This is a genomic window from Caldovatus aquaticus (assembly GCF_019458025.1).
GTDB lineage: Bacteria > Pseudomonadota > Alphaproteobacteria > Acetobacterales > Acetobacteraceae > Caldovatus > Caldovatus aquaticus.
This window is the reverse complement of sequence record NZ_JAHZUY010000077.1, coordinates 1-14,242: the sequence shown is the minus strand read 5'-3', so window position 1 is coordinate 14,242 and position 14,242 is coordinate 1. Positions and strand designations below refer to the sequence as shown.

Below are 14,242 nucleotides of genomic sequence, written 5' to 3'. Positions count from 1 at the left end.
CAGAGGCTCGATGATCCGCCATTCCGCCTCACTCAGATCGAACCGCGACATGCCAAGCTCCCGTCCAGCAGGGAACTTGAATCAGATCCCAGCCCGTCGCGTCCAGCAGTTTGGGTTCAGGACCTAGTCGTAGCCCTCCACCGCGCCCCAGCGCAGCGCGATGCCGGGCGAGAGGATCAGGCGGTCGCAGGTGAGCGTCCGTCCCCCGCGCAGGCGCACGGCGCGGCGGGCCGGATCGATGCCCACCACCGCGTCGGGCACCACGTTCACCCAGCGGGCGCGCAGCTTGTCGTAGCCGTGCGTGATGGCCTCCATCCGCCGCATGCCGCCGAGCACGAGGTTGCCGTAGGGGCAGGTGACGAAGCGGCGCTGCGGCTCGATCAGGGGCACCGAGGCGTCGCGGGAGTTGAGCCGCGCGAAGCGCGCCGCGGTGGCGCCGCCGACGATCACGAGGCGGACCGAGCGGGTCTGCGCGGCAAGCGTCGCCGGCGCCGCGAGCAGCTCCGCGGAGGCCGCGGCCCCCGCGAGCGCGGCGCGGCGGGAGAGGCGGAAGATGCGGTCGGTCATGGCCGGTCGCCTCCCTCCGGTCTCGGCGTGCCGACTGCTGCTGCGCCGGGCGGTCCGCGGCTGCGAAATAGTCGGCCATCGCCGCGAGCTCGTCGTCGGTGAAGCCCCGCGCGACGCGGTTCATGATCGTCCCCGGGCGCCCATTGGCGCGGAAGGCGCGCATGGCGGCGAGGAAGTCCTCCCGGTCGCGGCCGGCGACGGAGGGAATGTCGCGGGAGCCGGCGCCGGCCTGGCCGTGGCACCCTGCGCAGGCCTGCGCGGCGAGCGGTGCCGGTCCGGCCGCGGCGGCCGGGAACGCCAGGGCAATGGCCGTCGGCAGGATCAGGGCGCCGAGTGTCCCCCCATGCGAGACGCCATGCTTTCCCCCCTTGGTTGGTATGGGCGCGTGCGTGCCACCGGACGGGCCGGCGCCGCCGCGCGAAGATCCCGCGACCGGAGGAAGGCCGAAATCGTGGCGCGCGAAGGCGTCCGGCCCGGCGCGGCCGGGAGGCGGACGCTCAGGGGCGCGCCTGCGCCGCCGCGGCGCCGGCCGGAGGGCGGCGGGTGCGCAGAAGGGCGCGGCCGCGGGAGGTGGCCACCACGACCAGGTCGCTCCCTGCGCGCCGCTCGCAGGCGACGAGGCCCCGGTCCACCGCGTCCTCCCACACCGTCAGGCGCGGGCAGGAGGTGCGCCAGGCCTCGATCACCTCCTCATAGGGGCGTGGCGCGGCGGCGACCCATTCCACGAGATCGAGGATCAACGGCTCCGTCGAGGCGGTCATCGCGTTTCGCTCCGTGCTCCCGGCGGCGAGCACCCGCAGGGGGGCCGCCGTGGGACGTGCGCTCTGCGGACAGCACGTTACGAATACGCGCCTGCGATCACGGCCGCCAGACGCCCGGCCCGGCGCCGGGGCGAGAACGCCGCGACCGCGGGCGAGGCATGGTCTCGGCACCGCCAGGCGTGCAGGCGCGCGGCGAGGGTTGCCCCGGTCCCGGAGCGGGGCTAAGAGGCCGGCCCGGCGCGGGCGCGTAGCTCAGCGGGAGAGCGCCCCCCTGACACGGGGGAGGTCAGAGGTTCGATCCCTCTCGCGCCCACCATCCGGCCCTGGGCCGTCAGTTGCTCCGGCACCGTCCCGCCCGCGCGGGAAGGCGAGGGTGGCCTGCCTGCCGGCGGGGCGCCTCGTGCCGCGCCAAGTCCGTGCCGCGCCCGGACTCGGACGGGCGCATCCGGAATCCGCCACTGATCGCGGCGGAATGCCGCGCTCCGGAGCGGATGCGGGGAGCCGGCGGGCGGTGCGGTCGCGCCGGCCCCGCGCGCGGCCACGCCTACCGCCGGAACAGGGTCTTGAGCAGCAGCGAGAGCCGGTGCCGCTTGCGCTTGCGCTCGAGGTCCGACGCATCGCGCAGCCAGGCGATCTGCACCACCCGCCGCTCGCCGACGAAGGGGGTGTGGCCGTGCCAGGAGGTGTCGGTGCGCAGGAAGGCGAAGACGGTGCCTTCCTCGGGGCTGATCTCCGCCACCGGGTCCGCGAAGCTGTCGCCCCGGCGCAGCACGCGCAGCCGCCCGTCCGGGGAGGACCAGCCGGGGTTGAGGTAGAGCAGCAGCGTCGCGACCTTGCGCGCGCTGTCGGTGTGGATGGCGCCCTCGTGCGCGGCCGAGAGGCGGCGGACGGTGACAAGCCGCGGCAAGGCGGCGAAGTCGAGGCCGAAGCGGGCGGTCATCGCCGCCGCCAGTTCCGGCCCCTCGAGCTCGGCGAGCAGTGCGGCGAAGGCGCCGCGCGGGGTGAAGCTGTCGGTCGGGTGGAAGCCGGACCGGCGCAGGTCGGGGAAGTCGCGCCGCAGCGGCTCCACTGCCTCGGGGTGCAGGCAGCCCGAGGCGATCAGATGCGGGTAGGGGGCCGTCGCCAGCGGCGCCGCGAGGAAGGGCCGGAGATCGAGCAGGCGCGGCGGCTCCGAGGCCTGGGAAGCGGTGCCGGTGGCCGCCGGCGGGGGAGCGGTGCCGATGGGGGCCACGGTGGCGTGCCTGGTCTGTAGCCGCACGAACTGCCGCCGTCCGGGATCGCCTGCCTGGCAGGACCGGCAGCGACCGGAGCAGTATCCGGGCGATCAGGACGCCGTGTCCACGGGTGGTGCGCGGTCACGGCCGAAGGAATCGCATCAAGAGGCCGTGACAAAGGCCCGACCTGCTCCCGATTGTTCGTTTCATTAACTTAGGTTCGTATTTTTATTAAGTAGGGTCCATTTTCCGGGCGGGTTCCCGCCTGCCCCTTCCCCGGGCGACGGCGCCGGCGAGCGCGCGCCCGGGGAAGGGGTCGGAGCTGCGCCTCCTGGTTGCCGGGGCCGGGGACGTTTACCGCCCTGCGGTGCCGGGCTATCCCGCCGCCCGCCATGCATGCCCCGGTGGCTCCGCCGCATCCCCCGCCCGGCACGGCCGAGGGGCCGCTGCCCGCCTATCGCGCCCGCGTCGCGGCCGGCCAGCTCGCGCCCGATCCGGCGCAGGAGCTGGCGGCGGAGACGCTGCAGCGCCTCTGGCGCCGCCTGCGCGGCTACGACCCGCGCCCGCCCGCGCCGCAGGAGCAGGGCGGGGGCCTGCTCGCCCGCCTGTTCCGCCGCCGGGGGGCGGAGGAGGGGGCGGAGGGCGGCGATTCCGCGCCGCAGGGCCTCTACCTCGTCGGCGAGGTCGGGCGCGGCAAGTCCATGCTGATGGACCTGTTCTTCGCCTGCGCCGAGGTGCCGCGGAAGAAGCGGCTGCACTTCCACCAGTTCATGCAGCAGGCGCACCGGCGCATCCACGCCTGGAAGCAGGCGCACGGCAACACCGCCGACCCGATCCCGCCGCTCGCCGATTCCCTCGCCGCCGAGGCGGCGCTGCTCTGCTTCGACGAGTTCCAGGTGCACGACATCGCCGACGCGATGATCCTCGGGCGGCTGTTCGAGGCGCTGTTCGCGCGGGGCGTGGTGGTGGTCGCCACCTCCAACACCGCGCCCGACGACCTGTTCAAGGGACGGCCCGGGCGCGACGCCTTCCTGCCCTTCATCGCCCTGATCAAGCGGCGGCTCGAGGTGCTGCACCTCGATGCGGCGCGCGACTACCGGCGCGACCGCATCCGCGGCCTGCCGACCTGGCACGTCCCCGCCGATGCGCGGGCGGAGCGGGCGCTCGACGCCGCCTTCGCCGAGCTGACCGGCCAGGCGCACGGCGCGCCGGAGCATCTCGCCTTGCTCGGGCGGCGCCTCGAGGTGCCGCAGGCGGCGCGCGGCGTGGCGCGCTTCGACTTCGAGACGCTGTGCGGCCGCCCGCTCGGCCCGGCGGATTACCTCGCCCTCGCCACCCACTACCACACGCTGGTGCTGGATGCGGTGCCGCGGCTGGGCCCGGAGAACTACGACAAGGCGCGGCGCTTCATCACGCTGGTGGATGCGCTCTACGAGCACCGCTGCAAGCTGATCGCCTCGGCCGACGCGATGCCGGACGAGCTATACGGCCAGGGCGAGAACGCGGCGATGTTCGCGCGCACGGCGAGCCGCTTGATCGAGATGCAGAGCCAGGAATACTTGGCGCTGGAGCATCTGACCTGAGGCTGCGGAACATCAATGTCGTCTCCTCTTCCCTGCCAGGGAACGACTCCTTCTCCCCCGGTGCTGGCGGCGTTGCGGGCGAGGAGCGAGGCCAACCGCCAGTGGCAGCGCGCCTGGAAGCGCGCTCGGCCCGACCCGGAGGCGGATCGGTTGGCCGAACAGCTGGCGGAGGCGGTTGCAAATGGTCGCGTCATCGGCCCGGATCTGTCCGAGGCGCAAGCGCGGCTTGCGCTGCTGCAGCTCGACGCGCCCAAGGCGCTGGAGGCGCTTGCTGCGTTGGTGGCAGAAGCGGAGCCGCAGTCCGAACAGCGCCAATGGGCCGAACGCAGTCTGTCCCAGCTGACGAGACTCTGGCATCTTGTTCTTACGGGTATGCCAGCGGGAGCGGAGCGCTTGGAGCTGCAGCGGCGTGCCGAAGCTGCCCTAGCAGGCCCGATTGACGCAACAGCGGCGAGCACGGCTCGCGTAATGGCATTGGCGGATGTCCTGGCGCATGGCCGTCGCCCGGGGGCAGAGCGAGAGTTGCTGGAGCGCACCCTGGCGGCTGGATGCGGCGGTTTCGTGGTCTGGCAACGGCTGCTGGCTGCGTTGCTCGGAGAACTCCAGGAAGCACCAAGCCCGGCGGCCATCGCCCGTGCCCTGGCTCCCCCGCCGGCGCCACAAGAAATGAGGGGCGCATCGAGCGGGCTGGGCAACGGCGCGCTCGACCTTTTGCGATACCGGCTGCAGTGCGCTGTCGTGCTGGCGAGCCTGCGCTGGGGGCTCGACCGGATCGGCGAAGCGCGGTGGTCGGAGAGTGAGCGCGCCCTGGCGGCCGCGCTCTCCTCCTCGCGAATTCCCCCTTGGGCTTTTGCGATCGAGCTGGCGCTGCAGCAAGCGCTGGCCCCAATCGCTCGAATGCCCGTGGCGGCTGCGGCACGTCATCTCATTTTGCTCGCGCGTGGCCGCTTCCCAAGGCTCCCAGGGCAGACCCGACTCTGGACCGCGCCGGTTTCTGAAGCGGAAGAGGCGCGACGCAAGATCGTTGAGGCGATGCTCAACGTCCTCAAGGTCACAGGGATGCCAGCGGCCCAGACGCTCGCGATGACCCTTATGGAACGTCTTCCAGAAACGCGAAGCTTCTGGGAAGATGAAATTTTCCGCAAGGATGTATGCTCGTTCTTGTTGGTGCAGGTCAATGACCTGCCCGATCCGGCAAGAAGTCGTATTCGCGCCCTTTGCGGTATTGGCCTCCGAGACTGGCCGACGGCGCGAGCCAACTTCGCAACCCTGGCGGCGCTCGAGCCGACAGCGATAGGTGCGACGAGCTATTGTGATCCGGAGGCCGTTCCGGCGCTGCTTTCCCGGCCGGAGGATAAATCGCTCAAGATTGCAGATCTGCGGTGGGAGGTTCTGCGTAAAGCGGAGAGCGTACCTGCCGGGCCGGTGATTGTCACGAGCGGAAACGCAGCGTACCTGCGTCGCTTCGGCCCACCCTATGCTGCGGCGCTGCGGGAGGCATTGGAAAGCGCCGCGCATCCACCAGGTGTTCTTCATCTGCATCTGATCGGTGAGCCAGAAAAGGAACGCGATACGATTTTGGCTATTGCTGAGGCCTTGCCAGGATTTAGCGTGACACTCTCGTATGAACCGGTTTGCGTGGAGGCGAGTTATTGGTTTGCAACTGCACGCTTTCTTCGTCTCTCTGCCCTGAGAAGCCGGTCGGAGTTCGCGGATCGCACCGTGGTCGTGACCGATTTCGACCATGCTTGGACCGAACCGCCGGCCGCATTCCTTGCGCGCGCGATGCCCGGGGCGGATGTGGGACTGCGGCTCGGCCGCCGGGTCGCCATCCGCTCGCGCGGCGGCGCAAAATTTGAACTACAATATCCTTTGCTTCAGCCTTGGTGGAACGTTAGTGCGCACTGCGTGGCCGTGGCACCGAACGCCAATGGGCAACGTTTTGCCGCAATCTTGTCGCGCGTCGCGGAGGCGGCGCTCCACGATGCCTTGATGCGGGATGCGGCAGGACAGGGTGGCGAGGCGAATTGGGGAATCGACCAGGCGATCCTCTTCGCAGTGCATCGTCACGTCGAAAGCCACCATCCTGAGATCGCGATTGCTGATCTTCTTGAATATGAGACCTCATAGCCTCCGCTGCGTAGGCGGAAACTCAGCGCTGATGCGCGCCCAACGAAGTTGTCGGGAGCTGTCGGGTTGACGCCGGGAACGGGGCAAGGCTCTTGCCGCCCGCTCCCGAAGTAGGGCAAGGAAGCGCTCTCGCCGCCGTGAGCGGCGCGATTCGGCCTCGTGGGAAGGGGGAGTCCACGTGCGCGCGTTCCTTGCTTTATCGGTCGCAATTCTGCTCGCCATCGCCCCGCGCGCCGAGGCGGCGCGGCGCAGCGACACATCGGGCGGGGCCGCATCCGGCCGGCCCGCGCTCGCCAGGCCTGCGGTTTCCGCCGCGAAGCCCGCCGCGAGCCGGCCCGCGGCGCCGGCCTCGCGTGCCGAGGCCGCGCGATCCGGGCGGACCATCCGCGGCCACGCCCGCGCCGCCGCAAGCCGGGGCGTCGCCTCGGCCGATTCGCGCTACGCCTCGGCGCACCGGCTCTGCCCGCGGGGCGGCGCGCCGGGGCGCGGCGGGCGGTGCCGCGACGCCGGCGCCGCGGAATACGGCGGCGGCGCCGCGCGTGGCCTGCGCTGGCAGGCGGGCCTGCCGCCGGCCGGCCACACCCAGCGCGAATGCCCGGACGGCACGCTCGCCACCCTGGCGCGCGGCCACGACGACGTGGTGCGCTGCGTCCCGCTCTGATCGCGGGCCGGCCGGCGGGCGTCAGTCGGCGATGCCGAGGCGGGCCCGGGCGGCGCGCATGTCCTCCTCGTAGAACCGCTTCGTCGCGCAGTCGAAGTTGAACGCCTGGAGCTGCGCGTGGTGGCGCTCGACGCCCGCCATGTAGCGGCGCCGCTGGGCGTCGGCGGCCTCGATCTTCGCCCGGTGCTCGGCCGCCACCTGCTCCGCCGAGGGCGGGGGCTGCGCGGGGCCCTGCTGGCCGCCGCGCCGCGCCGCAGGCTGGGCGCGCCGCGGCGGGGCGTTGAGCTCGGCCTCCATCCGGTCGAGCTGCTGGCGGTCGTGCTCGAGCGCGTCCTGCGCCGCGCCCAGCGCCTGCCAGCGGCGCAGGCAGGCCTCGGCCTGCTCGGCGGTCAGGATGCCGGGCCCGTATTCGCCCTTCTCGGGCAGGCCGGTCCCCGGAATGCCGAACTGGTAGCGCAGCCCCTGCGCGCCGGCCGGCGGCGCCAGGACCAGCGCCGCCAGGAAGAGGGCCAGGCCGGGCCGGGCGGACCCGCGCCGAGGAGAGGCAGGGCGGGGAGAAGGCGGGAAGGCATCGCGCATTGAAGAACATTGCGACAACAACCCGGTCCCGGCAACCGCCGCGCGCGTGCGGCACCCGCTCCGGGCGCTCCGCCGCGGCCGCTCCGTCCGCGCCTTGCCTTGCCCGGGCAGGCGCGGCGGTGTAGGGAGCCGCCGGTCCGCGAACCCGTTCCGCACTGCGAAGAGAGCGACATGGCCCGCAACAAGATCGCGCTGATCGGCGCCGGCAACATCGGCGGCACCCTTGCCCACCTGATCGGGCTCAAGGAGCTGGGCGACGTCGTGCTGTTCGACATCTTCGGCGGCGTCGCCGCGGGCAAGGCGCTCGACATCATGCAGTCCGGGCCGGTGGACGGCTTCGACGCCAACATGGTCGGCACCTCCGACTACGCCGCGATCGCGGGCAGCGACGTGGTGATCGTCACCGCCGGCTTCCCGCGCACCCCGGGCATGAGCCGCGACGACCTGATCGGCAAGAACGCCGGCGTGATCGCCCAGGTCGCCGAGGGCATTCGCACCCACTGCCCGGACGCCTTCGTCATCGTCATCACCAACCCGCTCGACGCGATGGTCTGGGTGATGCGCGAGAAGTCGGGCCTGCCGCACCACAAGGTGGTCGGCATGGCGGGGGTGCTCGATTCCGCCCGCTTCCGGCTGTTCCTCGCGCAGGAGTTCAACGTCTCGGTCGAGGACGTGACCGCCTTCGTGCTCGGCGGCCACGGCGACACCATGGTGCCGCTGACCCGCTACTCGACGGTGGCCGGCATCCCGATCCCCGACCTCGTGACGATGGGCTGGACGACGCCGGAGCGGGTGGAGGCAATCGTCGAGCGTACCCGCAACGGCGGCGGCGAGATCGTCAAGCTCCTGGAGAAGGGCAGCGCCTACTACGCCCCGGCGGCGAGCGCGATCGCCATGGCCGAGAGCTACCTCAAGGACAAGAAGCGCGTGCTGCCCTGCGCCGCCTGGCTGACCGGGCAGTACGGCATCCGCGACCTCTATGTCGGCGTGCCCGTGGTGATCGGCGCCGGCGGCGTGGAGCGGATCGTGGAGATCCGGCTCGACGCCGCCGAGAAGGCCGCCTTCGAGAAGTCCTGCGGCGCCGTGCGCGAGCTGGTCGAGGCGGCGAAGCGGCTCGTCGGCTGAAGGGCCTGACGGGCCGGGTCGCGGCCGCGCCCGCGCGCGGGGCCGGCGCCGGCCGGCGGGCGCGGATGCGGCGCGGAGGCGGGCGGCAGGGGACGGGCGGATGAACATCCACGAATACCAGGCGAAGGAGCTGCTGCGGCGCTACGGCGTGGCGGTGCTCGACGGCGGCGTGGCGACGACGCCCGAGGAGGCGGCCGCTGTCGCCCGGAGGCTTCCCGGGCCGGTCTATGCCGTGAAGGCGCAGATCCACGCGGGCGGCCGCGGCGCCGGGCGCTTCGCCGACGATCCCTCGGGCAAGGGCGGCGTGCGGATCGCGCGCTCGCCCGAGGAGGCGCGCGCGCATGCCGCGGCGATGCTCGGCCACACGCTGGTGACGAAGCAGACGGGGCCGGCCGGCAAGGTGGTCCACCGCGTCTATGTCGAGGCCGGCTGCGACATCGCGCGCGAGCTCTACCTCTCCCTGCTGGTGGACCGCGCGAGCGGCCGCGTGGCCATCGTCGCCTCGGCCGAGGGCGGGATGGACATCGAGGAGGTGGCGGAGAAGCACCCGGAGAAGATCCTGCGGGCCACGGTGGACCCGGCCTCCGGCTTCTCCCCCTTCCACGCGCGCAGGCTGGCCTTCGGCCTGCGCCTCGCGGGGGCGCAGGTCGGCGTCTTCACGGCGTTCGTCACCGCCCTCTACCGCGCCTTCGCCGAGCTCGACTGCTCGATCATCGAGATCAATCCCCTGGTCGTGACCGGAGCGGGCGCGGTGGTGGCGCTCGACGCCAAGATCGCCTTCGACGACAACGCGCTGTTCCGCCACAAGGACCTCGAGGCGCTGCGCGACGAGTCCGAGATGGACCCGAAGGAGGTCGAGGCGCTGCGCCACGACCTCAACTACGTCGCGCTCGACGGCGAGATCGGCTGCATGGTCAACGGCGCCGGGCTTGCCATGGCGACGATGGACATCATCAAGCTCTACGGCGGCACGCCGGCCAATTTCCTCGACGTCGGCGGCGGCGCGACGCGCGAGCGGGTGGCGGCGGCGTTCCGGATCATCACCTCCGATCCGAAGGTGAAGGCGATCCTGGTCAACATCTTCGGCGGCATCGCCCGCTGCGACCTGATCGCCGAGGGCATCGTCGCCGCGGCCCGGGAGCTGACCCTCAAGGTACCGCTGGTGGTGCGGCTGGAGGGGACCAACGTCGCCCAGGGCAAGCGCATCCTGGCGGAGAGCGGGCTCAAGATCATCCCCGCCGACAACCTGGCCGACGCCGCCGAGAAGGCGGTCCGCGCCGCGAGGGAGGCCGCGTAGCGCCATGGCGATCCTGGTGGATGCGGACACCAAGGTGATGACCCAAGGCCTGACCGGGGCCCAGGGCAGCTTCCACACCGAGCAGGCCATCGCCTACGGCAGCCGCTACGTCGGCGGCGTGACGCCTGGGAAGGGCGGGGCGACGCATCTCGGCCTCCCCGTGTTCGACACGGTGGCGGAGTGCCGCGCCGCGACCGGGGCCGACGCCTCCGTGATCTACGTCCCCGCGCCCTTTGCCGCGGACGCGATCCTCGAGGCGATCGACGCCGAGGTGCCGCTGATCGTCTGCATCACCGAGGGCATCCCGGTGCTCGACATGGTGCGGGTGAAGCGGGCCCTGTGCGGGTCGCGCTCGCGCCTGATCGGGCCGAATTGCCCGGGCGTGATCACGCCGGAGGCGTGCAAGATCGGCATCATGCCGGGGCACATCCACCGCCGCGGCTCGGTCGGCATCGTCAGCCGCTCCGGCACCCTGACCTACGAGGCGGTGGCGCAGACCACCGCCGCCGGGCTCGGCCAGAGCACCTGCGTCGGCATCGGCGGCGACCCGGTGAAGGGCACCGACTTCGTCGAGGTGCTGGAGATGTTCCTCGCCGACGACGAGACCCGCTCGATCATCATGATCGGCGAGATCGGCGGCCAGAGCGAGATCGAGGCCGCGGAGTTCCTGAAGCGCGAGAACCGGGGCCGCAAGCCGGTGGTCGGCTTCATCGCCGGGGTCACCGCCCCCCCGGGGCGGCGGATGGGCCATGCCGGGGCGGTGATCTCCGGCGGCAAGGACACGGCGGCGGCCAAGATGGAGGCGATGCGCGCCGCGGGCATCCATGTGGCGGAGAGCCCGGCGGCGCTGGGCTCGACCATGGTGAAGGCGCTGAAAGGCTAGGGCGGCGGCCCCGCGCGACCCGGCGGCGGGGACGGGTCAGGCCTGCGCGGAACGCGGCTTTCCGCGGATGCGTCTGCCGCGATTCCGCCTCCGTTCTGATGTAGGGAGCGCCGCCGCCGGGTGCCGGCGGCGCCATGTCCTGCTGCGCGCGAGGCGCGCGCACCCGAATCGGAACCGCACCGGCGGCGGTGGTCGCATCGCCCGCCGGCGAGGAGGACAATGATGGCCGGAGTGGACATCCTCGCGAGCGCGATGACGGGGGCGAACGCCGCCTTCCTCGCCGACCTCTACGCCCGCTGGGTGGAGAACCCCGACAGCGTGGACCCCTCCTTCGCCGCGCTGTTCGAGGCGCTGAACGACGACGCCCGCGCGATCCTGACCGACGCCATGGGCGCCTCCTGGGCGCCGCGCCCGCGCGGCGGCTTCGCGCCCGAGCCCGAGGCGCCGCCCGCGCGCAAGGCCGCCCCGGCCGCGGAGGCCGAGGCGCAGCGCCAGGCGGTGGTGGATTCGATCCGCGCCCTGATGCTGATCCGGAGCTACCGCGTGCGCGGGCACCTCGAGGCGCGGCTGGATCCGCTCGGCCTGCAGCAGCCGAAGCCGCACCCGGAGCTCGACCCCGCGACCTACGGCTTCACCGAGGCCGACTACGACCGCCCGATCTACATCGACGGCGTGCTCGGGCGCGAGACCGCCACGCTGCGCGAGATCATGGCGATCCTGCGCGCGAGCTACTGCGGCCCGATCGGCGTCGAGTTCATGCACATCCAGGACCCGGAGCAGAAGGCCTGGATCCAGCAGCGCATCGAGGGCGCGCCCTGGACCCGCGCCTTCGACGCCGCGGCCAAGCGCGAGATCCTGCAGCACCTGACCGAGGCCGAGGGCTTCGAGGCCTTCTGCGCCCGCAAGTACGCCACCACCAAGCGCTTCGGCCTGGAGGGCGGCGAGAGCACCATCCCGGCGCTCGAGGAGGTGATCGCGCAGGCCGCGCGCGACGGCGTGAACGAGATCGCGATCGGCATGGCGCACCGCGGCCGGCTCAACGTGCTGGTCAACGTGGTGAAGAAGCCCTTCGCCCAGGTCTTCTCCGAGTTCGCCGGCGTCAGCTCGAATCCGGACGACGTGCAGGGCTCGGGCGACGTCAAGTACCACCTCGGCACCTCGACCGACATCGAGATCGGCGGGCGCAAGGTGCACCTCTCGCTGCAGCCCAACCCCTCGCACCTCGAGGCGGTGGACCCCGTGGTGGTGGGCAAGGTCCGGGCGCGCCAGGACATGGCGGGCGACACCCGCGGGCGGCGCTCGGTGATGGCGGTGCTGCTGCACGGCGACGCCGCCTTCGCCGGGCAGGGGGTGGTGTACGAGACGCTGGCGATGAGCCAGCTGATCGGCTACCGCACCGGCGGGACGGTGCATATCGTCATCAACAACCAGATCGGCTTCACCACCGTCCCCGCCCACGCCTATTCCGGCCTCTACTCGACGGACGTGGCGAAGAGCGTGCAGGCGCCGATCTTCCACGTCAACGGCGACGACCCCGAGGCGGTGGTGTTCTGCGCCCGCCTCGCCGCCGAGTTCCGGCACCGCTTCGCCACCGACGTGGTGCTCGACATCGTCTGCTACCGCCGCCACGGCCACAACGAGAGCGACGAGCCCGCCTTCACCCAGCCGATCATGTACGCCCGCATCCGCGAGATGCCGACCACCCGCACCCTCTACGCCGGGCGGCTGGCGCGCGAGGGGGTGGTGACGGCCGAGGAGGCGCAGGCGATGCTCGACGCCTTCACCGCCGAGCTGGAGCGGGCCTTCCAGGCGGCGCAGGGCTTCCGGCCCAACAAGGCGGACTGGCTCGAGGGGCACTGGAGCGGCCTCAAGGCGGTCGGCGCCGACGACCAGGTGGAGCAGCTGCACGACACCGCGGTGGACCTCGCGACGCTGCGCGAGATCGGCGCGGCGCTGACCCGCGTGCCCGAGGGCTTCAACGTCAACCCGAAGATCGCCCGCCAGCTCGAGGCCAAGCGCGCGGCGATCGAGACGGGCGAGGGGATCGACTGGGCCACTGCCGAGGCGCTCGCCTTCGGCTCGCTGCTGCTCGAGGGCCATCGCGTGCGCCTCTCCGGCGAGGACGTGCAGCGCGGCACCTTCAGCCAGCGCCACGCGGTACTGATCGACCAGGTGACGCAGGTCGAGTACGTGCCGCTCAACAACATCCGCGAGGGGCAGAAGCGGTTCGAGGCGTTCAACTCGCTGCTCTCGGAGTTCGGCGTGCTCGGCTTCGAATACGGCTACAGCCTCGCCGATCCCCACACCCTGGTGCTGTGGGAGGCGCAGTTCGGCGACTTCGCCAACGGCGCGCAGGTGATCATCGACCAGTTCGTCGCCAGCGCCGAGACGAAGTGGCTGCGCATGTCGGGCCTCGTCATGCTGCTGCCGCACGGCTACGAGGGGCAGGGGCCGGAGCACTCCTCGGCGCGGCTCGAGCGCTACCTGCAGCTCTGCGCCGAGCGCAACATGCGGGTGTGCAACTTCACCACGCCGGCCAACTACTTCCACGGCCTGCGCCGGCAGCTCAAGGCCAACTACCGCAAGCCGCTGGTGCTGATGACGCCGAAGTCGCTGCTGCGGCATCGGCTCTGCGTCTCCTCGCTGGCGGAGTTCGGCCCGGGCAGCGCCTTCCGCTACGTCATCCCGGAGACCGACGCGCTGGTGCCGGAGGAGGAGGTGCGGCGCGTCCTGCTCTGCACCGGCAAGGTCTATTACGACCTGCTCGCCGAACGGCGCGAGCGGGGCATCCGCGACATCGCGATCGTGCGCGTCGAGCAGCTCTACCCGTTCCCGGTGAACAGCCTGCGCCGCGCGCTCGCCCCCTACCGCAACGCGGAGGTGGTGTGGTGCCAGGAGGAGCCCGAGAACATGGGCGCCTGGACCTACATGGACCGGCGGCTGGAGCGGGTGCTGGCCGGACTCGACCTGAAGGCGAAGCGGCCCCGCTATGTCGGGCGCGAGGAGGCGGCGAGCCCGGCGACGGGCCTCGCCAAGGTTCACCAGGAGCAGCAGCAGGCGCTGGTGCGCGAGGCGCTCGGCCTCTAGCGCGCCTCCGCCCGGCGGCGCTCGCGGCAGGGGGATCTTCGCGCCGGCAGGGCGGGTTCCCGCTTCCGGCCGCTTCCAGCCGTTCGCGATCTGCTCTAGGCGGCATCAGGACACGGAGAGACGAGGACGATGGCGACCGAGATCGTGGTGCCCTCCCTGGGCGAGAGCGTGACCAGCGCGACGGTGGCGCGCTGGATCAAGAAAGCCGGCGAGGCGGTGGCGGCGGACGAGCCGGTGGTCGAGCTCGAGACCGACAAGGTGACGGTCGAGGTCAACGCCCCCGCCGCCGGCACGCTCGAGGCCATCCTGGCGCCGGAGGGTGCGGAGGTGGCGCCGGGCGCGGTGCTCGGCACCA

The 14,242-nt window shown here is 72.1% G+C and carries 11 protein-coding genes, 1 tRNA gene and 2 pseudogenes; 9 read left to right on the top strand and 5 right to left on the bottom strand.

The genetic code is table 11. The features are described 5' to 3' along the window. Positions 1-123 precede the first annotated feature (123 nt). From K1J50_RS17235 to K1J50_RS17225, 3 genes and pseudogenes are all read right to left on the bottom strand, one after another. Positions 124-567 carry an NAD(P)/FAD-dependent oxidoreductase gene (locus tag K1J50_RS17235; protein ID WP_220118997.1) on the bottom strand — a complete coding sequence of 148 codons (444 nt, stop codon included), beginning with the start codon at positions 565-567 and terminating at the stop codon, positions 124-126. 76 nt (positions 568-643) lie between these two features. Next, positions 644-868 (bottom strand): annotated as a pseudogene (locus tag K1J50_RS19665) (c-type cytochrome); the annotation flags it as partial. Positions 869-1,064: 196 nt separating this feature from the next. Then, positions 1,065-1,328: a hypothetical protein gene (locus K1J50_RS17225; RefSeq protein ID WP_220118996.1), complete on the bottom strand. Its 264-nt coding sequence runs from the start codon at positions 1,326-1,328 to the stop codon at positions 1,065-1,067. 241 nt (positions 1,329-1,569) lie between these two features. Here K1J50_RS17225 and K1J50_RS17220 point away from each other — a divergent pair. Then, positions 1,570-1,644 (top strand) — tRNA-Val (locus K1J50_RS17220). Between the two features lie 228 nt (positions 1,645-1,872). Here K1J50_RS17220 and K1J50_RS19660 read toward each other — a convergent pair. Beyond that, on the bottom strand, positions 1,873-2,559 hold the full coding sequence (locus K1J50_RS19660) for a 2OG-Fe(II) oxygenase (protein WP_220118995.1): 687 nt from the start codon (positions 2,557-2,559) through the stop codon (positions 1,873-1,875). Between the two features lie 375 nt (positions 2,560-2,934). On the opposite strand from K1J50_RS19660, the gene zapE reads away from it, so the two are divergent. The 3 genes from zapE to K1J50_RS17200 all read left to right on the top strand — a co-directional run bounded on the left by zapE (position 2,935) and on the right by K1J50_RS17200 (position 6,916). Further along, on the top strand, positions 2,935-4,125 hold the full coding sequence (zapE, locus tag K1J50_RS17210) for a cell division protein ZapE (RefSeq protein WP_220118994.1): 1,191 nt from the start codon (positions 2,935-2,937) through the stop codon (positions 4,123-4,125). 150 nt (positions 4,126-4,275) lie between these two features. Beyond that, a complete protein-coding gene (locus K1J50_RS17205) occupies positions 4,276-6,255 on the top strand; it encodes a hypothetical protein (RefSeq protein WP_220118993.1) in 1,980 nt (659 codons plus the stop codon). Between the two features lie 178 nt (positions 6,256-6,433). Then, positions 6,434-6,916: a hypothetical protein gene (locus tag K1J50_RS17200; protein ID WP_220118992.1), complete on the top strand. Its 483-nt coding sequence runs from the start codon at positions 6,434-6,436 to the stop codon at positions 6,914-6,916. A gap of 21 nt (positions 6,917-6,937) precedes the next feature. Here K1J50_RS17200 and K1J50_RS17195 read toward each other — a convergent pair whose 3' ends face one another. Next, positions 6,938-7,495, bottom strand: a complete 558-nt coding sequence (locus K1J50_RS17195) for a hypothetical protein (RefSeq protein WP_220118991.1) — start codon at positions 7,493-7,495, stop codon at positions 6,938-6,940. A 171-nt stretch (positions 7,496-7,666) separates the two neighbouring features. Between K1J50_RS17195 and mdh the strand changes: the two genes are divergently transcribed. The 5 genes and pseudogenes from mdh to K1J50_RS17170 form a co-directional block, all read left to right on the top strand. After that, positions 7,667-8,620 (top strand): malate dehydrogenase, encoded by a 954-nt coding sequence (gene mdh, locus K1J50_RS17190; RefSeq protein ID WP_220118990.1) that lies wholly within the window; start codon positions 7,667-7,669, stop codon positions 8,618-8,620. A 94-nt stretch (positions 8,621-8,714) separates the two neighbouring features. Continuing rightward, positions 8,715-9,917: pseudogene (gene sucC / locus K1J50_RS17185) on the top strand (ADP-forming succinate--CoA ligase subunit beta); the annotation flags it as partial. 4 nt (positions 9,918-9,921) lie between these two features. Then, a complete protein-coding gene (gene sucD / locus K1J50_RS17180; protein WP_220118988.1) occupies positions 9,922-10,800 on the top strand; it encodes a succinate--CoA ligase subunit alpha in 879 nt (292 codons plus the stop codon). 222 nt (positions 10,801-11,022) lie between these two features. Beyond that, on the top strand, positions 11,023-13,887 hold the full coding sequence (locus K1J50_RS17175; protein ID WP_220118987.1) for a 2-oxoglutarate dehydrogenase E1 component: 2,865 nt from the start codon (positions 11,023-11,025) through the stop codon (positions 13,885-13,887). 129 nt (positions 13,888-14,016) lie between these two features. Next, a partial coding sequence (locus tag K1J50_RS17170) for a biotin/lipoyl-containing protein (protein WP_304502928.1) occupies positions 14,017-14,242 on the top strand: 226 nt, incomplete at its 3' end.

Coding starts and splice junctions, on each gene's coding strand:
- K1J50_RS17225 (WP_220118996.1), bottom strand. CDS start 1,328: ATGACCGCCTCGACGGAGCCGTTGATCCTCGATCTCGTGGAATGGGTC.
- K1J50_RS17175 (WP_220118987.1), top strand. CDS start 11,023: ATGGCCGGAGTGGACATCCTCGCGAGCGCGATGACGGGGGCGAACGCC.
- zapE (WP_220118994.1), top strand. CDS start 2,935: ATGCATGCCCCGGTGGCTCCGCCGCATCCCCCGCCCGGCACGGCCGAG.
- K1J50_RS17195 (WP_220118991.1), bottom strand. CDS start 7,495: ATGCGCGATGCCTTCCCGCCTTCTCCCCGCCCTGCCTCTCCTCGGCGC.
- K1J50_RS17235 (WP_220118997.1), bottom strand. CDS start 567: ATGACCGACCGCATCTTCCGCCTCTCCCGCCGCGCCGCGCTCGCGGGG.
- mdh (WP_220118990.1), top strand. CDS start 7,667: ATGGCCCGCAACAAGATCGCGCTGATCGGCGCCGGCAACATCGGCGGC.
- sucD (WP_220118988.1), top strand. CDS start 9,922: ATGGCGATCCTGGTGGATGCGGACACCAAGGTGATGACCCAAGGCCTG.